Source organism: Devosia sp. A16 (genome assembly GCF_001402915.1).
Lineage (GTDB): Bacteria > Pseudomonadota > Alphaproteobacteria > Rhizobiales > Devosiaceae > Devosia_A.
In genome coordinates, this window is record NZ_CP012945.1 from 473986 (window position 1) to 489639 (window position 15654).

19 protein-coding genes are annotated in these 15654 nt (G+C 66.4%); 11 read left to right on the plus strand and 8 right to left on the minus strand.

Annotation, left to right across the window (positions count from 1 at the left end):
* The first annotated feature begins 19 nt into the window (after window positions 1-19).
* The 3 genes from APS40_RS02295 to APS40_RS02300 all read left to right on the plus strand — a co-directional run bounded on the left by APS40_RS02295 (window position 20) and on the right by APS40_RS02300 (window position 1632).
* Window positions 20-814, plus strand: a complete 795-nt coding sequence (locus tag APS40_RS02295; RefSeq protein WP_055045513.1) for a response regulator — start codon at window positions 20-22, stop codon at window positions 812-814.
* 107 nt (window positions 815-921) lie between these two features.
* Complete coding sequence (locus APS40_RS24355) at window positions 922-1089, plus strand: DUF1328 domain-containing protein (protein WP_082434139.1); 168 nt, start codon at window positions 922-924, stop codon at window positions 1087-1089.
* A gap of 186 nt (window positions 1090-1275) precedes the next feature.
* Window positions 1276-1632, plus strand: a complete 357-nt coding sequence (locus tag APS40_RS02300; protein WP_055045514.1) for a YciI family protein — start codon at window positions 1276-1278, stop codon at window positions 1630-1632.
* 137 nt (window positions 1633-1769) lie between these two features.
* Here APS40_RS02300 and APS40_RS02305 read toward each other — a convergent pair whose 3' ends face one another.
* Window positions 1770-1970, minus strand: coding sequence for a CsbD family protein (locus APS40_RS02305; protein ID WP_055045515.1), 201 nt, complete (start codon window positions 1968-1970; stop codon window positions 1770-1772).
* A 125-nt stretch (window positions 1971-2095) separates the two neighbouring features.
* Here APS40_RS02305 and APS40_RS02310 point away from each other — a divergent pair, with 125 nt between their 5' ends.
* The 6 genes from APS40_RS02310 to APS40_RS02335 all read left to right on the plus strand — a co-directional run bounded on the left by APS40_RS02310 (window position 2096) and on the right by APS40_RS02335 (window position 7208).
* Window positions 2096-2878, plus strand: a complete 783-nt coding sequence (locus tag APS40_RS02310; protein ID WP_055049524.1) for an ABC transporter ATP-binding protein — start codon at window positions 2096-2098, stop codon at window positions 2876-2878.
* 206 nt (window positions 2879-3084) lie between these two features.
* The gene (locus APS40_RS02315) at window positions 3085-3846 is read left to right on the plus strand and encodes a transporter substrate-binding domain-containing protein (protein WP_055045516.1); all 762 of its coding nucleotides are present in this window, start codon (window positions 3085-3087) and stop codon (window positions 3844-3846) included.
* A 50-nt stretch (window positions 3847-3896) separates the two neighbouring features.
* A complete protein-coding gene (locus APS40_RS02320) occupies window positions 3897-4751 on the plus strand; it encodes an ABC transporter permease (RefSeq protein WP_055045517.1) in 855 nt (284 codons plus the stop codon).
* A complete protein-coding gene (locus APS40_RS02325) occupies window positions 4748-5491 on the plus strand; it encodes an ABC transporter permease subunit (protein ID WP_055045518.1) in 744 nt (247 codons plus the stop codon). The genes APS40_RS02320 and APS40_RS02325 overlap by 4 nt, the downstream gene beginning before the upstream one ends.
* Before the next feature lie 12 nt (window positions 5492-5503).
* Window positions 5504-6646 (plus strand): succinylglutamate desuccinylase/aspartoacylase family protein, encoded by a 1143-nt coding sequence (locus APS40_RS02330; protein WP_055045519.1) that lies wholly within the window; start codon window positions 5504-5506, stop codon window positions 6644-6646.
* A 1-nt stretch (window position 6647) separates the two neighbouring features.
* Window positions 6648-7208 carry a hypothetical protein gene (locus APS40_RS02335; RefSeq protein ID WP_055045520.1) on the plus strand — a complete coding sequence of 187 codons (561 nt, stop codon included), beginning with the start codon at window positions 6648-6650 and terminating at the stop codon, window positions 7206-7208.
* 153 nt (window positions 7209-7361) lie between these two features.
* Here APS40_RS02335 and uxuA read toward each other — a convergent pair whose 3' ends face one another.
* Window positions 7362-8579 carry a mannonate dehydratase gene (uxuA, locus tag APS40_RS02340; protein ID WP_055045521.1) on the minus strand — a complete coding sequence of 406 codons (1218 nt, stop codon included), beginning with the start codon at window positions 8577-8579 and terminating at the stop codon, window positions 7362-7364.
* Window positions 8580-8741: 162 nt separating this feature from the next.
* Between uxuA and APS40_RS02345 the strand changes: the two genes are divergently transcribed.
* Window positions 8742-9449, plus strand: a complete 708-nt coding sequence (locus APS40_RS02345; protein WP_055045522.1) for a GntR family transcriptional regulator — start codon at window positions 8742-8744, stop codon at window positions 9447-9449.
* Window positions 9450-9521: 72 nt separating this feature from the next.
* Here the strand turns inward: APS40_RS02345 and APS40_RS02350 are convergent, their stop codons facing one another.
* Genes APS40_RS02350 through APS40_RS02365 form a run of 4 tightly spaced genes read right to left on the minus strand, consistent with a single transcriptional unit; the run spans window position 9522 to window position 12153 of the window.
* Window positions 9522-10649, minus strand: coding sequence for an iron-containing alcohol dehydrogenase (locus tag APS40_RS02350; RefSeq protein ID WP_055045523.1), 1128 nt, complete (start codon window positions 10647-10649; stop codon window positions 9522-9524).
* Between the two features lie 4 nt (window positions 10650-10653).
* Window positions 10654-11013, minus strand: coding sequence for a DUF4326 domain-containing protein (locus APS40_RS02355; RefSeq protein ID WP_055045524.1), 360 nt, complete (start codon window positions 11011-11013; stop codon window positions 10654-10656).
* Window positions 11013-11630, minus strand: a complete 618-nt coding sequence (locus APS40_RS02360; protein WP_055045525.1) for a trimeric intracellular cation channel family protein — start codon at window positions 11628-11630, stop codon at window positions 11013-11015. Before APS40_RS02360 ends, APS40_RS02355 begins: the two co-directional genes overlap by 1 nt.
* 55 nt (window positions 11631-11685) lie before the next feature.
* Window positions 11686-12153 (minus strand): hypothetical protein, encoded by a 468-nt coding sequence (locus APS40_RS02365; protein WP_055045526.1) that lies wholly within the window; start codon window positions 12151-12153, stop codon window positions 11686-11688.
* 212 nt (window positions 12154-12365) lie between these two features.
* Here APS40_RS02365 and APS40_RS02370 point away from each other — a divergent pair, with 212 nt between their 5' ends.
* Window positions 12366-13277 (plus strand): acetamidase/formamidase family protein, encoded by a 912-nt coding sequence (locus APS40_RS02370; RefSeq protein WP_055045527.1) that lies wholly within the window; start codon window positions 12366-12368, stop codon window positions 13275-13277.
* 208 nt (window positions 13278-13485) lie between these two features.
* On the opposite strand, the gene denD is transcribed toward APS40_RS02370, so the two are convergent.
* Together denD and APS40_RS02380 are read right to left on the minus strand one after the other, a co-directional pair.
* The gene (denD, locus tag APS40_RS02375; protein ID WP_055045528.1) at window positions 13486-14472 is read right to left on the minus strand and encodes a D-erythronate dehydrogenase; all 987 of its coding nucleotides are present in this window, start codon (window positions 14470-14472) and stop codon (window positions 13486-13488) included.
* 230 nt (window positions 14473-14702) lie between these two features.
* Window positions 14703-15524, minus strand: coding sequence for a sugar phosphate isomerase/epimerase family protein (locus tag APS40_RS02380; RefSeq protein WP_055045529.1), 822 nt, complete (start codon window positions 15522-15524; stop codon window positions 14703-14705).
* Window positions 15525-15654: the final 130 nt, after the last annotated feature.

A 15654-nucleotide genomic window follows, 5' to 3' on the forward strand; every position in this document is an offset into this window, starting at 1 on the left:
TCACGGGAGTAGAAATTCAATGTCGCTATCCACGCGGATCGCACCGCATCTTCCCTATCTGCGTCGGTTCTCGCGCGCGGTCACCGGCTCGCAAACGTCGGGTGATGCCTATGTGGCCGCCACGCTTGAGGCCCTGATCGCCGATCTCAGCATCTTCCCCGAAGCGAGCAGCGACCGCATCGCGCTCTATCGGCTCTATTCGGCGCTGTTCTCCAGTTCGGCGATCCGCGTGCCCGAACCGACCTCGACCTTCCCTTGGGAGTCCCGGGCGGCGGCCAACCTCGCCAACCTCGCACCGCGCCCCCGCCAGGCCTTCCTGCTGGTCGCAGTGGAAGGCTTCAGCCATGACGAGGCCGCCGAAATCCTCGACGTGTCGGCAGGGGAATTTGCCGACCTGCTGGCTCAGGCCTCGGCAGAAATCTCTCGCCAGGTGGCGACCGACATCCTCATCATCGAGGATGAACCGCTGATCGCCATGGATATCGAGCAGATGGTCGAAGGCCTGGGACACCGTGTGGTCGGCATCGCCCGCACCCACAAGGAGGCGGTGGCTCTCTACCACAAGACCCAGCCCCGGATGATCCTTGCCGATATCCAGCTGGCTGACGGTTCTTCGGGCATCGATGCAGTCAACGATATCCTGCACGCGCACCCGATCCCGGTGATCTTCATCACCGCGTTCCCCGAGCGCCTGCTGACCGGCGAACGGCCGGAGCCGACCTTCCTCGTCACCAAGCCGTTCAACCCCGACATGGTGCGGGCGCTGATCAGCCAGGCACTGTTCTTCGACGAAGGCTCGCGCGCCGCTGCCTGAATTCCGGACGCCCTCCGGATCTTGAGCCGGGCTCCTGCCCGGCTCTTTTTTTGACCGGAACCGGAGGCGCGGCAGCCCGTTACTCCCCCAGCAAAGGAGTAACGAGAATGCTGCAATATGCTCTGCTCTTCCTCGTCATCGCGCTGGTTGCCGGCGTGCTCGGCTTTGGCGGTGTCGCCGGGGCTGCCTCGGGCATCGCGCAGATCCTGTTCTTCCTGTTCCTGGCGTTCCTGGTGATCTCGCTGATCATCAGCCTGTTCCGGCGCGCTTCCTGACGCTTCGGCGGCAGGCGAGAAACTCGGATCGTCCCAGCCGGGTCCGCGATCCGAGGTGGCAGCGGCTCCGCCCGAGTGGGCGGGGCCGCTAGCTTTTTTGCGCTACGGACGTGAAATTGGCGGCACCGCTGTCGAATCCGGCCCCCCTGGTTCGATTAGGATGGACTGTAGTCTGAGGAGACAGCCATGACCCAGTACCTCGTCGCCATCCACCTCCCCGATGATTTCGAACCCAACTCCGACAGTGTTGAGGCGCGTCGCGACATCGCTGACCTCAACCTCGCCATGCAGGCCCAGAATATCGTGGTGTTCGTCGGCGGGCTGGGTCGTGTCAGCGAGGCCAGGTCGGTCCGCCGCAAGCCCGATGGCGGCCTTTTGGTCACCGACGGCCCCTATATCGAGAGCAAGGAGCATCTCGGCGGCTTCTGGGTGCTGGAGCTGCCGGATATGGATGCGGCGCTCGACTGGGGCAAACGCGCCGCCATCGCCTGCCGTGCCCCGGTGGAAGTGCGGGCTTTCGGCACGCTCGAGGACAAAAACTGAGGCGCTGAGGTCGTACCGGCCGCGCCACCTCGCCCCCCTCTCCCCAGTGGGGAGAGGGGACGCACTTGGCGTCCGCACAGCCCCAAATAGAAAGCCCCGCCGTAGCGGGGCTCAGTCTCTTGGCTATTGGGGTGCGCCTAGTTCAGGCGGCCGAACCAATCGTCGACTTCCTTCTCGGCGACTTCCTGGGCCTTGCCGTAGCGCTCCTGGATCTTGCCGCTGAGCTGCTTGCGGTTGCCCTTGATGATGTCGAGGTCGTTGTCGGTCAGCTTGCCCCACTGGGTCTGGACCTTGCCCTTGAACTGCTCCCAGTTGCCTTCAACCTGGTTCCAATTCATCTGCAATCTCCTTCTCTGCTGATTTGCCGCCGCTATGGCGGCTGGTACAGGACTAACGCCTCGCCTCCGGCGCGGGTTCCGCAAAGCTCTTGCCAGCCGCCGCGGCATTGGCTTTGGTGCAGCCGATGCAGAACCCCCTTGCCCAGCCGGTCGTCGAAATCGCCGACCTCCATAAATCCTACGGCCCGCTCGAAGTGCTGAAGGGCGTGTCGCTCACTGCCCGCCAGGGCGAGGTAGTGGCGCTGATCGGCTCTTCCGGCTCCGGCAAATCCACCCTGCTGCGCTGCATCAACATGCTTGAAGTGCCCGAGGCCGGCACCGTCAGGGTCAGCGGCGAAGAGATCGCGCTCACCGGCAAGCCGCCGCATCGCAAGCCTGCCGACGAACAGCAGATTCGCCGCATCCGGTCCGAACTCGGCATGGTGTTCCAGTCGTTCAACCTGTGGAGCCACATGACCATCCTCGGCAACGTCATGGAGGCGCCGCTCAGGGTGCAGAAGCGCGCCCATGCCGAAGTCGAGGCCGAGGCGCTCGAAATGCTGGCCAAGGTCGGTATCCGCGACAAGGCGGCGAACTATCCCAGCCAGCTCTCCGGCGGCCAGCAGCAGCGCGCCGCCATCGCCCGGGCGCTCTGCATCAACCCCAAGGTCATGCTGTTCGACGAGCCGACTTCGGCACTCGATCCGGAGCTGGAGGTCGAGGTGCTCCGGGTAATCAAGCTCCTGGCCGACGAGGGCCGCACCATGATCCTTGTCACCCACGACATGCAGTTCGCCAAGACCATCGCCGACCGCGTCATCTTCCTCCACCAGGGCCGCATCGAGGAAGAAGGCACCGCCGCCGAAGTGTTCGGCGCCACCCGCTCGCCCCGCCTCAAGCAGTTCCTCAGCGCTGCCGGGCATGGGTGAGGGCAACACCGGCCTCTCCGTGATCCTCCCCCGCGTGGCGGGGGAGGATCCCGCACCTCGCAACAATTCGCAAACGATTGACCGAACGGTAAAAACCGCTAGCGTTGCCGTTCAGGCGCCGCCTCGCTGGGCGGCCCAAACCAGTGTGCCGGTGGTGGGACCGGCCTTCAACGCCGGCCAAGACCGGCGGCACGTTAGGAGAGATCATGCACAAGCTCATTCTCGCGGCAGCCGCTGCCGCCATCGCGATGCTCGCGACCGGCGCCAACGCCCAGGCCATCCGCATCGCCACCGAGGGCGCCTATGCGCCGTGGAACTTCCTCGATGAGGCTGGCAAGCCCGCCGGGCTCGACGTCGATGTCGGCACCGAAGCCTGCAAGCGCGCCGCGCTCGATTGCACCTTCCAGGTCAACGCCTGGGATTCGATCATCCCCAACCTCGTGGCCGGCAACTATGACGTGATCATCGCCGGCATGTCGGTTACCGACGAGCGCAAGGCCTCGATCGACTTCACCGACGAGTATTTCCCGCCCGACCCGGCCCGCTACATGGTTCGCGCCGGCACCGTGCTCGATTTCGACAACCTTAGCGGCAAGAATATCGGCGTGCAGGGCGGCACCATCCATGCGGCCTATGCCACCGAGCATTTCGGCGCCAACAACACGGTGAAGTCGTTCGACAATGCCGACCAGGCGCTGGCCGATCTCAATGCCGGCAATGTCGACGTGATCCTCGCTGACGGCAACTACATCACCGAGGTGGTGGCCGGCTCGGGCGGTGCGCTCGAGAAGGTCGGGCCGGAACTGGCGATCGGCGGCGGCGTCGCCATGGGTCTAAGGAAGGCCGATGACGAGCTGGAAGGCAAGCTCAACGCCGCGCTGGCCGAGATGAAGAAGGACGGCACGCTCGACGCACTGATCATCAAGTGGTTCCCGGACAAGAAGGGCCCGATCTACGCCGGCGGCTGAGTTCAGACGGGGTGGGCCTCGGCCCGCCCCGCTAACTTCGAGCCCGGGGCATGCTCGATTTCCTGCCGCAATGGATGAAGGACGGGATCGGCGACGATCTGCTGTTCTGGCTGGGCTATTTCACCAACGGCAAGCACCTGAGCTGGTATGCCAGCGTGCAGTACACGCTGGCTGCGGCCGTGTTCGGCGCGCTGGTGGCGCTGCTGATGGGGCTCGGCGGCGCAGCCGCGCGCAACTCGCGCTTCCCACCGCTGCGCGCGCTCGGCGCGCTCTACATCAACATCGTGCGCGGCGTGCCCGACGTGCTGTTCTTCCTGTTCTTTCCGCTGGCCTTCGAGCAGCTGGTCGAATGGATCCGCGCGCAATCGGTCTGCACGCCTGAATCGCTCGCAGCCAATGCCGGCCGCTGGCCGCCCTGCGAGGCCGCCAACTGGTTTCTCGGCACCCCCGAATACCTGGCGCTGGCCTGTGTCTCGCTGGGCATCGTCTACGGCGCCTTCGCCGCCAATGTCATCCACGGGGCGATGAACGCGGTACCGCGCGGCCAGCTCGAGGCAGCGCGCGCCTATGGCTTCAGTTCCATGCAGGTGCTGTGGCGGTTCCAGATCCGGCAGATGTGGGTCTATGCCCTGCCCGGCCTCTCCAATGTCTGGCTGCTGCTGGTCAAGGCCACCTCGCTGCTGTCGCTCTTGCAGATCGCCGACATCGTGCTGTGGGCCGATCGGCTCGGCGCGCCCAACTTCACCCGCTCCGCCGGGCTCGTGCATCCGGATTGGCGCTGGGGCTACTACCTGGTGCTGCTGGTGTTCTACATCCTCGTGACGTTCGTCTCCGAGAAGGCCTTCGCCGCCCTCACCCGCTGGGCCAGCCGCGGCATGGCGACGGCAGGCGGGGCGGCAGCATGAACGAGTTTCTCGCTCCCATCCTCAACGATATCGGGCTGATGGCGCGGCCGGCGCTGTTCAACCTCTATTTCGCCGTGGCCTCGATCCCGCTCGGCTTCCTGTTCGCGATCTTCTTCGCCCTCGGCAAGGCCTCGCCCAACAAGCTGATCTCGGGCTTCTGCCGTGGCTATATCTACGCCTTTCGCGGCTCGCCCTTCTTCATTCAGCTGTTCATGTTCTACTCGCTGGCGCTGGCCTTCAACCTCAGCCTGTGGAAGCCGCTGGGCATCGACTGGTTGGTGCTCAACCCTCTGGTGCTGGGCCCGCTGATCCTGACGCTCAACACCGTCGCCTATACCGCCGAAATCTTCTATGGCGCGCTGATGACGGTGCCGCGCGGCGAGATCGAGGCGGCCCGCGCCTATGGCATGAGCGGCCTGCAGACCTTCCGCTCGGTGATCTGGCCGCACCTCATCCGCCTCGCCTGGCCGGCCTATACCAACGAGGTGGTGTTCCTGTTCCACGCCACGGCGCTGATCTACTTCACCCTGCCGGTGATCGGGGACCAGAAGGACCTGATGAACATGGCCGGCGAGCTGTTCGAGCGCGACTACAACGCCGTGCTGCATTTCTCGGTGGCGGCGCTGTATTTCCTCGCGATCTCGCTCGCGATCTTCCTGGTGTTCGGCATAGTCTACCGCCGCCTGACTCGCCACATGCCCGGCGCCAGCAGGGTGCGCTGGAGCTTCAGCCGACTGTGACGAGGTAACCTGTTGAGCTTTGAACGCAAGACCGTGCCGCTGCGTGGCGATACCCCCGGAGCGAGCACCGATTTCACCTATTATGTGATCGGCCCCGCCGACGCGCCGGAAAAGGTGCATCTGCAGGCGGCGCTGCATGCCGACGAGCACCCCGGCACCATGGTGCTGCATCACCTCCTGCCGATGCTGCGCCAGGCCGACGACCAGGGGCTGCTGCGCGCCCGCTTCACCGTGATGCCGCTGGTCAACCCGCTGGGCATGGCCACCTTTTCGCTTCGTCGTCACATCGGCCGCTACGACGCCAATACCGGCATCAACTTCAACCGCCGCTGGCCCGACCTGTTCGCCGCGGTGCGCACTCAGCTCAACGGACGCCTGTCCGATGACGAGCGCTTCAACGTCAACCTGATCCGCAAGACCGTCGCCAACTGGATCGATGCGCAGCAGCCGCGCACCGCCAACGAGCAGTTGCGCCTGCTGGTGCTGAAGGAAGCCCATGACGCCGAGTTCGTCTTCGACCTCCACTGCGATGACGATGCGCTGACCCACATCTTCACCTCGCCCGAACTGATGCCCGAACTGCAGGACCTCAGCGACTGGATGGGGGCCGCGGCGACCCTGACCGCTGCCGACAGCGGCGGCGGTTCGTTCGACGAGGTGCTGCCGCAGCTCTATCGCAAGGTGGCCCTGGCCAATCCCGGCAAGCCCGTGCCCATGGCGAGCGCCACCGCGACGCTCGAATATCGCGGCCAGGCCGACGTGTTCGACCATTTCGGCGCCGACGACGCCCGCCGGCTCTGGGGGTTCCTGTGCGAGCGCAACCTGATCGACGCCGATCCCGGCGAGCGCCCTGCCCCGCTGTCGGAAGCGACCCCGTTCGAAGCCACCGAGATCGTCCGCGCCGACCGCCCCGGGCTCGTCGCCTACCGGGTGGAGTTGGGCCAGCGGGTCAGCAAGGGCCAGCCGGTTGCCGACCTGATCGCGCTGGACGGGCCCGAGGCCTTCATGGCCCGCACCCCGATCCTCGCCGGCACCGATGGGCTGGTGCTGTCGCGTGCCATGGCCAAATATGCGCCGCGCGGCGCCGGCATCATGAAGATCGTCGGCAAGACGGCGCTCAGCGGCCGCAAGGGCGCCTACCTGCTCGAGGACTAGGATGATCGACCTGAGGCGCAACAATGGGGCGCTGACGCTCTACGCCACTCACCAGCAACCGCCGCGGGCCATGTGGCTCGCCGGCTCGGTGGCGGTCTCGGCGGCGCTCTACATCATGCTCGAGCAGCAGATCGCCGATCCGACGCTCCGCCTCGTCTCCGCCCTGATCTGCATCGCCATACCGTTCGTCACTGCGGCGGTGCTGTATTTCAGGCCGCATAGCACCAGCAGCGTCACCACGTTCGACCCGAAGGCCCGCCGCATCCGCTCCGAGCAGAAGCACGATCGCGGCAGGGACGTGGTGCTCGAGCTGGGCTTCGACGAGGTGGCGGCGCTGCGGGTGGCCGAGGACAATGCCGAGCGGCCGCGCAACGACGTGCTGTCGGTGACGCTGACCGATGGGCGCAGGATCGCGCTGGCAATGAAGTCGCGCCAGTATTCCGAAGGTGGTGGCCAGGACCTGCACAAGGTCGCGGCGTTCATCCGGAGCGAAATGGGGCTCCCGGAGGGTAGCAAACACAGAACTCTGCAGTCGGCCCTCTCCCCTGAGGGGAGAGGGTAGTGCAGCTAGGACCATAGAACTAGGGTGAGGGGTTCAGCTTCTCAGCGAGCGCGTGTTGAACCGCTTCACCCCTCATCCGTCGCTTCGCGACACCTTCTCCCCTGAGGGGAGAAGGGATTGCGTCCGCGGCTGAGCCGAACCGGATCGCCACCATCACGCCCTGAGCCCGAACTCCCGATGCTCGAGCGCCGTCATCACGCCGCGCAGTTCGGCAAGGCCCTTGAGCCGGCCGATCGTCGGGTAGCCCGGCTGGGCCCGGCGGCCGAGATCGTCGAGAATGTCCTGGCCGTGGTCGGGCCGCATCGGAATCTGCGCGTCCTCACGCCCCTCGCGCTTCCGCCGCGCTTCCTCAGTGAGGATGGCGGCGATCAGCGGCACCATGTCGGTGCTGCCGGCCAGGTGCTCGTCCTCGTAGAACGAGCCGGAGATGGCGTCGCTTTCGCGCCGCACGTTCCGCAAATGCAGGAAATGCACCTTGGGTCCGAACTGCGTCATCATCGCCGGCAGATCGTTGTCCGGGCGCGCCCCGAGCGAGCCGGAGCAGAAGGTCATGCCGTTGGCCGGGCTGTCGACGGCATCGAGAATATGCCGGTAGTCGGCTGCCGTCGACATGATGCGCGGCAGGCCGAGCAGCGGGAACGGCGGATCGTCCGGATGGCAGCAGAGCCGCACCCCGACTTCCTCGGCCACCGGCACCACCTCGGAGAGGAAATCGACGAAATGCTGCCGCAGTTGGTCGGGCGAGATGCCGGAATATTCGGCGAGGTGGGCCCGCACGTCGTCGAGCGTCATGCTCTCGGTCGAACCGGGCAGCCCCATGGTCACATTGCGCGACAGCTGCTGCTGCGCCTTGTCGTCCATGCCGGCAAAACGCCGCGCAGCTTCCGCCACCACCTCGGGGGCAAAGCTCTCGGCCGCGCCCTGCCGCTTGAGGATGTGGATTTCGAACACCGCGAAGTCGTTGATGTCGAAGCGCATGCAGGTGCCGCCATGCGCCACTTGGTAGCGCAGGTCCGTGCGGGTCCAGTCGAGCACCGGCATGAAGTTGTAGCAGACGGTCCTGAGGCCGGCCGCCGCAACATGGCGCAGGCTCTGCTTGTAGTTCGCGATATGCTCGCGCCACGCGCCCTTCTGCTTCTTGATGTCTTCCGAGACCGGCAGGCTCTCGATCACCTCCCAGGCGATCCCGGAGGGCGAGCCATCCTTGCGCTGCCGGATCTGCTGCTGGCGCTTGCCGATTTCCTCGGCGCTCCACACCACCCCGTTGGGCACATGGTGCAGCGCGGTCACCACTCCTTCGGCGCCGGCCTGAATGATGTCGTCGATGCTTGCCAGGTCCGCCGGACCGAACCAGCGCCACGTCTGCCTCATTTGGCTTCTCCCTCAGCGCTTTCAGCAAGAGTCCCTGAGACGCCTCGAAAGCGTGACAACTAACCGGCTTCGAACTTTTCGCCGTTTCATTGAAACGTCGAATGCTCTAGCGCTTCCAACCGCGCCAACCGGTGCTAGTATGGCAGCGTTGGGGGAGTCAACATGACCATTGAACTGGAGCTGGTAAACCAGCCCGTGATCGCCGGAACGCGGCAGGTTTCGATGAGCCAGCGGGTCTATGACACGGTCCGCAACGCCATCGTGCAGCTGCAGCTGCGGCCCGGCCACCTGCTCTCGGAGGCCGAGCTCGCCCGGCATATGGGCGTATCGCGCCAGCCGGTGCGCGAAGCCTTCATCAAGCTGGCGGAAGCCGGCCTGGTCGAAGTGCGGCCGCAGCGCGGCACCTTCGTCAAGCTGATCTCCATCCGCGAGGTGCAGAACTCCCGCTTCATCCGCGAGGCGATCGAGCTGGCGGTGGTCCGCAAGGCCGCCGAAAAGATCAAGCCATCGGGCATTGCCGAACTGCGCGAACTGGTGGCCGAGCAGCGCGTGGCGCTGAGCGGCAAGCTGATCGACTTCATGCGCCTCGACGACGATTTTCACTGCGCCATCGCCGCGCATGGCGGGGTCGAGCACGCCTGGCGCCACATCGTCAGCCTCAAGGCGCAGCTCGACCGCGTGCGCTTTCTCGGCTTCCCCGAGGCAACGCCCCGCCCGCAGGTGATCGCCCAGCACACCGCCGTGGTCGATGCGCTGGAGCGCAACGACGAAAACGCAGCGGTCGGGATGATGCGACTGCATCTCAACGAACTGGCGCCATCGTTGCCGAAGCTCGCCGAAGAGCACGCGGATCTGTTTGCCGAGGAGTAGCCGAGCACCGGCGTCTCCGTGATCCTCCCCCGCGTGGCGGGGGAGGATCCCGGAGAGATCGGTGACGCCCCCTCAATCCATCGCCGCTTCCAGCAGCTGCCGATAATCCTCCGCGCTCGCGAGCCGCGGGTTGGTGGCATGGCTGTGGTCGGCCAGCGCCCGTTCGATCACCCAGTCGAAATGGTCCTCGCGCACGCCCAGCCCGCGCAGCCCCTCCGGTATCCCGAGCCGGCGGTTGAGCGCGTCGAGCTCGAGCGCCAGGTCCGCAGCCGGTGGGAACCCCATCGCCGCCTTCAGCCGGCTCAGCTTCTCGCCGATTTCAGGCCCGTTGAAGCGCAGCACCGGGGGCATCAGGATGGCGTTGAGCGTGCCGTGGTGCAGCGACACGTCCTTGAGCCCGCCCAGCGCATGGCTCAGCGCATGCACCGCACCGAGCCCCTTCTGGAAGGCCAGCCCGCCCATCAGCGCGCCCATCATCATCTCCGCGCGGGCCACAGCGTTGCGCCCATCGCGGCAGGCGGTCTCGAGCTGGCGCCAGATCCGCCCTGCCCCATCGAGCGCGATGGCCTCGGCCGGCGGGTTGACCCGCGGCGAGCAGAGCGTCTCGATGCAGTGGCTGAGCGCATCCAGACCGGTCGCGGCGGTCAGGCCCGCCGGCAGGCCATAGGTCAGCACCGGGTCGCAGATCGCTCGTTTCGGGATGAGGTGCGGCGAGATGAAGCCGAGCTTGCGTCCGTCCTCGAGCGTCAGCAGCGCCGCCCGCCCGACTTCCGCGCCGGTGCCTGCCGTGGTCGGCACCGCGATCAGCGGCGCCACCGTGCTGCCGATCCGCTCCAGCCCGCCATAGATCATGGCATATTGCTCGAGCGGGCCGGGATGGGTGGCGAGCAGCGCCACGCCCTTGGCGAGGTCGATCGGCGAGCCGCCGCCGATCGCGACGATGCCGTCGCAGCCCTCGCCGCGATATTGTTCGAGCGCCGCGATGACCGCCCCTTCGGTGGGGTTGGGCGGGGTATCGAGGAACACCGGGGTCTCGGCCGGCAGGTGCGCCAGGGCTTCCGCCACCAGCCCCGCCGCGAGGACGCCGCGATCGCCCACCAGCAGCGGCCGGTTGAGCCGGAACTCCTCCACGGTCTCGGCGAGTGTCGCCAGCGCCCCGGCGCCGAATTCGATGCTCGTCAGGTAGTTTATCCGCGCCATCAGCCTATCCGTTCGCCAGTTCGATCAATGTGTCCGCATGGCAGGGCGTTCCCGCCTTGCACCAGCAGGCAAGGTTATGCCCCTTGAGTTGAACCCGGATGACGGCTCGGGTCGGCGGCGCGCCCGGCGACAATGTCGGGTCGAGCGTGCCGGTAAGCCATTGCCGGCAGAGTTCCACTGCCTTCGCCTGCGCCTCGGCGCGGTCGAGCCCGTAGCGCTGCGCCATGTCGTCGATGGTGAATGGGTTGCCCCACGGCCCTGGCCGGGTGATGCGCCGAGCCGGCAGCCCGTTCAGCGCCTGCGAGGCCGCCTGCAGGTTGAAGCCGGCTTGGCGCGACAGTTGCATGCGCTGCGGCCGCACCATCAGCGCAGCTCCTTGTCATAGACGAATTTCGGCATCTCGAGCTTCCATACGATCGCCGCGACGCGCAGCGCGAAACCGATGGCAATGGTGCCCAGCACCAGGAGATCATGCGGCACGGCGAGCCACCGCCCCAGATAGTAGAGCGTACCCGAGATGATGGCGACGGTGGCATAGAGCTCGGACGAGAACACCAGCGGCACCTCGTTGCACAGCACATCGCGCAGGATACCGCCGGCGATGCCGGTGATCATCCCCGCCACCACCACGATGATCGGCTGCTGCCCCATCTCCAGCGCCACGTTGCAGCCGATGATGGTGAAGGCGGCGAGCCCCAGCGCGTCGAGCAGCAGGAACGGCCAGCGCAGCGCCGCCATATAGCGGGCGAGGCCGATGGTGACGACGGCCGCGGCGCAGCAGATGAGCAGCAGATACGGGTTGGCGACCCAGATCAGCGGATAATGCCCCAGCACGAGGTCGCGCGCCGTGCCGCCGCCCAGCGCCGTGACGCAGGCGAGCACGCACACCCCGAACCAATCCATGTTGCGACGACCCGCCGCCAGCGCCGCGGTCATCGCCTCGGCGGTGATCGCCACATAGAAGATGATCTGCAGCAGCATGGCGCCCCTCGGGTCTTGCCCGACAGCGACTAAAGCAGACGAATCGCCCTGAGGGCTAGTTCGCCTTCGTGCCGATGTCGGCAGTCGACTGGATGGCGATCACCCTGACGTCGAAACTGGCGCAGGCCTCGTCCTTGCAGATGCCGTTCAGCCAGACCTGGCCGTTGCCGTACATGATCCCGTCGGCATTGACGAACAGCTCCTCCCACTTTTGTTTGAGGATCGCATCCTTGATGTCGCCGGTGATGATGGTGTCGTACTCGGTCGCGAACTGCTCGGCATCGTTGATGGTCAGCTCCTTGCCGCCGACCGTGACGGTGATCGGGAACGACACCCACGCGGCGAGAGCCGCGGCATCGTCGTTGGCCACCGCCGCATGGATGGCGTCGAACGCGATGTGATAGGGCGCCGCGTCCCCGAGATCCGCCGTTACGGCGGCATCGACCTCGGCCCCGGTCTGGGCGATGGCCGGCGGTGTCCCCAGCACGGCGACGAGCAGGGCGACGGCAGCTAGCTTCAGCATTCTCGTAAACTCCTCGTGGAAAACGGATGGCGCCCCAAGCCATTGATAGCGCAGGACCGGCGCCCGCGAACAGTCCGGCGAATCGCTAAAATGCCGGTGGCCGGGCCTGCACGAACCGACATCGCGCCACCGCCTGCCACCCAAGCCTTTCGGCCCAGGTGACAACCCTCACCGCTGCCGCTACCCCTATGCCCCGAGGAGGAACGACCCCAATGACCACGCATCGCTTCGTTGCCACCGAATGGCACAATGTGCTCGGCACGCGCCCGCCGGCCCTCAGCATCGCCTCGGGCGACATCGTCATCACCGAGACGCTCGATGCCTGGGGCTTCGACAAGGATGGGGTGCAGCGCCAGCAGGGGCCCAACCCGATGAACGGGCCGATCTTCATCGAGGGCGCCGCGCCCGGCGACGCGCTCAAGGTCGAGATCCTGCGCATGACGCCCAACCGCGCCACCGGCTGGACCCGCTCGTCGCTCGCCGGCAACGTCGTCGATCCGGAATCGGTGCGCGACCTGCCCTCGCGCGAGGCCGCCAACTGGTCCATCGACCGGCAGGCCGGCACCGCGCAATTGCAGCCGCCGGTCAAGGGGCTCGAACATTTCGTGCTGCCGCTCGAGCCGATGATCGGCTGCTTCGGCGTCGCACCGGCCCTCGGCCAGGCCTTCTCCACCGCCACCAGCGCCGAGAACGGCGGCAACATGGATTACCGCGGCTTCGGACCAGGGGCGACGGTGTGGTTCCCGGTGGCAGTCGAGGGGGCGCTGTTCTTCCTCGGCGATTGCCACGCCGTGCAGGGCGATGGCGAGATCGTCGGCACCGGTATCGAGACCAGCTACGAGGTCGAAGTACGGCTCAGCGTCGAGAAGGGCAGGAAGCTGGTGTGGCCACGCGGCGAAAGCGCCACCGAAATCTTTTCGGTGGGCAATGCCCGGCCGCTCGACCAGGCCCTGCAACATGCCACCAACGACATGTTCAACTGGCTGTGCACCGACTACGGGCTGAGCAAAACCGCTGCCAGCCACCTGATGGGCCAGGTGGTGCGCTACGAGGTCGGCAACGTCTACGACCCCGCCTACACCATGGTCTGCAAGATCCCCAAGCAATGGCTGCCAAGGACCTGAGCCAACGTGACGCCGGTGTCTGCGTAAGGCGTGCCGTCGGAGGTTTGCCGCCCCACCCCCTCCCGGCCTCCCCCATCAAGGGGGAGGTGTCGGGCCGGTGGATTTGGCTGGATCATGCCGCAAACACTGAACGGCACCTCCCCCCTTGTGGGGGAGGATGGGAGGGGGGAGCCCTAGGCACCGGCCCCCGCGAAGTGAGCTGCCGCCCCTACCCGCCGATCTTGCCGCCCAGTTCATCCTCGATGTGGATGCGGATGATCTCGTCAAAGCTCTGCTCGGCCTTGAACCCCAGCGAGATGGCGCGCTTGGCGTCGAAATTGCGCGGCCAGCCGGCCACCATCGAGATGATTTTCGGATCCGGCACGTCCTTGATCAGGCTCACCGCCTTGTCGCCGGCAACCCGGCGCAGCGCCTCGATCTCCTCGCCTACCGTGGTCGAAAGCCCCGGCACCGACAGGGTGCGGCGCCAGCCGAGCTTGCTGGTATCGAGTTCGGCCGCATGGGTCAGAAAGCCGATTGCGGCGCGCGGGGATGCGAACCAGTGGCGCACATCCTTCGACACCGGCAGCACCGCCTCCTGCCCGACCAGCGGCTCGCGCAGGATATTGGAGAAGAAGCCCGAGGCCGCCGCATTGGGCTTGCCCGGCCGGATGGTAATGGTCGGCAGCCGGATGCCGACGCCATCGACGAAACCCTTGCGCGAATAGTCGTTGAGCAGGAGCTCGCAGATCGCCTTCTGCGTGCCGTAGCTGGTGAGCGGCGTGTTGAAGAACTCGTCGCCGATGGCTTCGGGGAACGGCGCGCCGAACACGGCGATCGACGAGGTGAAGACCAGCCGCGGCAGATACGGCGCCCTGAGCCCTTCCTGGCGGATGGCTTCGAGCAGGAATCGCATCCCATCCATGTTGATACGGTAGCCCTTGTCGAAATCGGCCTCGGCCTCGCCCGAAACGATCGCCGCGAGGTGGAAGATCAGGTCGGGGCGCGAGGCGATCAGCTTGCTCGCTTCGCCCGGCAGCGACACGTCCGAAACCACGGTCGTCACGTCGCCGTTGAAATCGACCTTGGCCGGCTCGACCACGTCGGTCAGCGTGAACTTGCTGATGGCCTTACCACCCACCTGCCCCGACTTGAGCAGCGCAGACGTGAGCTTGCGGCCGATCATGCCGGCCGCCCCGATGATCAGGATGTGCATGGAGTCTCCTCGGATTTTTGCCGGGAGATTAGCGAGTGAGCCGCGCCGTGCAAGCGCTGCTTTTGGGGAAGTGCATACTGCAGCAGACGGCCCCCTCCCGACCTCCCCCATAAAGGGGGAGGTGAAGAGTCGAGGCTGTCGCTCGATCCTGCCAAAAGCACCGGCGGGGCACCTCCCCCTTCATGGGGGAGGATGGGAGGGGGCCGTCTGATTCAGTCTCCTCCAAGCCCTCAACACACCGTGCCAAGCCGCTCCACGCAGACCCGCACCACCTCGTCGCCCGGCCGCTTCCACCAGTTGTCGCGGGAAAAGATCTCGACTTCCTGCGGACCATGGTAGCCGGCTGCCTCGATCATCTCCCGGATGGCCGGCAGGTCGATCACCCCATCGCCCATCATGCCCCGGTCGAGCAGCATGTCGGTGGTTGGCACCAGCCAGTCGCAGATGTGGTGGGCGAAGATGCGCTGCTCCCGCCCGGCCCGGGCGATGGCGGCGGCAAGGTTGGGATCCCACCAGACGTGGTAGACGTCGATGGCGACGCCGACCCCCTCGCCCAGTTGCGCCGCGATATCGAGCGCCTGGTCGATGGTGTTCACGCACGCCCGATCGGCCGCATACATCGGGTGCAGCGGCTCGATGGCGAGCGGCACGCCCGAGGCACGGGCATGCGGCAGCATCGCGCCGATGCCATCCGCCACCATCTGCCGGGCCCCCGGCAGGTCGCGCGACGAGCCGGGCAACCCACCCACCACCAGCACCAGGCAGTCGGCGCCGAGCGCCGCCGCCTCGTCGATGGCGCGGAGGTTATCGTCGATATTGGCCTGCCGACCCGCTGGCGTTTCGGCCGGAAACATGCCGCCGCGGCAAAGCCCGGTGACGCGCAGGCCGTTGGCTTTGACGATGCTCGCGGCCTCGGTGAGGCCGACGGCGGCCACCTGGTCACGCCACGGCGAGATGGCGGTCACGCCATGTCGGAGGCAGTCATCGACCATCTGCGCGAAGCTCGAGCCGTTGCGCAGGGTGGCGAGGTTCATGGAGAGTTGCTGGGTCATCAGAATGGCAAGGCCGATAGAGACGGCCCCCTTCCATCCTCCCCCACAAGGGGGGAGGTGCCGCCCTGTGGGCCTGGCACCATCGAGCTACAAACTCGACTCTGCACCTCCCCCTTCATGGGGGAGGCCG

Bases quoted from the DNA above. Each gene is read 5' to 3' on its own strand.
- denD (WP_055045528.1), bottom strand. From the start codon at position 14,472: ATGCACATCCTGATCATCGGGGCGGCCGGCATGATCGGCCGCAAGCTC.
- APS40_RS24355 (WP_082434139.1), top strand. From the start codon at position 922: ATGCTGCAATATGCTCTGCTCTTCCTCGTCATCGCGCTGGTTGCCGGC.
- uxuA (WP_055045521.1), bottom strand. From the start codon at position 8,579: ATGAGGCAGACGTGGCGCTGGTTCGGTCCGGCGGACCTGGCAAGCATC.
- APS40_RS02315 (WP_055045516.1), top strand. From the start codon at position 3,085: ATGCACAAGCTCATTCTCGCGGCAGCCGCTGCCGCCATCGCGATGCTC.
- APS40_RS02305 (WP_055045515.1), bottom strand. From the start codon at position 1,970: ATGAATTGGAACCAGGTTGAAGGCAACTGGGAGCAGTTCAAGGGCAAG.
- APS40_RS02360 (WP_055045525.1), bottom strand. From the start codon at position 11,630: ATGCTGCTGCAGATCATCTTCTATGTGGCGATCACCGCCGAGGCGATG.
- APS40_RS02355 (WP_055045524.1), bottom strand. From the start codon at position 11,013: ATGGTGCGGCCGCAGCGCATGCAACTGTCGCGCCAAGCCGGCTTCAAC.
- APS40_RS02325 (WP_055045518.1), top strand. From the start codon at position 4,748: ATGAACGAGTTTCTCGCTCCCATCCTCAACGATATCGGGCTGATGGCG.
- APS40_RS02380 (WP_055045529.1), bottom strand. From the start codon at position 15,524: ATGACCCAGCAACTCTCCATGAACCTCGCCACCCTGCGCAACGGCTCG.
- APS40_RS02310 (WP_055049524.1), top strand. From the start codon at position 2,096: ATGCAGAACCCCCTTGCCCAGCCGGTCGTCGAAATCGCCGACCTCCAT.
- APS40_RS02345 (WP_055045522.1), top strand. From the start codon at position 8,742: ATGACCATTGAACTGGAGCTGGTAAACCAGCCCGTGATCGCCGGAACG.
- APS40_RS02320 (WP_055045517.1), top strand. From the start codon at position 3,897: ATGCTCGATTTCCTGCCGCAATGGATGAAGGACGGGATCGGCGACGAT.
- APS40_RS02300 (WP_055045514.1), top strand. From the start codon at position 1,276: ATGACCCAGTACCTCGTCGCCATCCACCTCCCCGATGATTTCGAACCC.
- APS40_RS02370 (WP_055045527.1), top strand. From the start codon at position 12,366: ATGACCACGCATCGCTTCGTTGCCACCGAATGGCACAATGTGCTCGGC.
- APS40_RS02365 (WP_055045526.1), bottom strand. From the start codon at position 12,153: ATGCTGAAGCTAGCTGCCGTCGCCCTGCTCGTCGCCGTGCTGGGGACA.
- APS40_RS02335 (WP_055045520.1), top strand. From the start codon at position 6,648: ATGATCGACCTGAGGCGCAACAATGGGGCGCTGACGCTCTACGCCACT.
- APS40_RS02295 (WP_055045513.1), top strand. From the start codon at position 20: ATGTCGCTATCCACGCGGATCGCACCGCATCTTCCCTATCTGCGTCGG.
- APS40_RS02350 (WP_055045523.1), bottom strand. From the start codon at position 10,649: ATGGCGCGGATAAACTACCTGACGAGCATCGAATTCGGCGCCGGGGCG.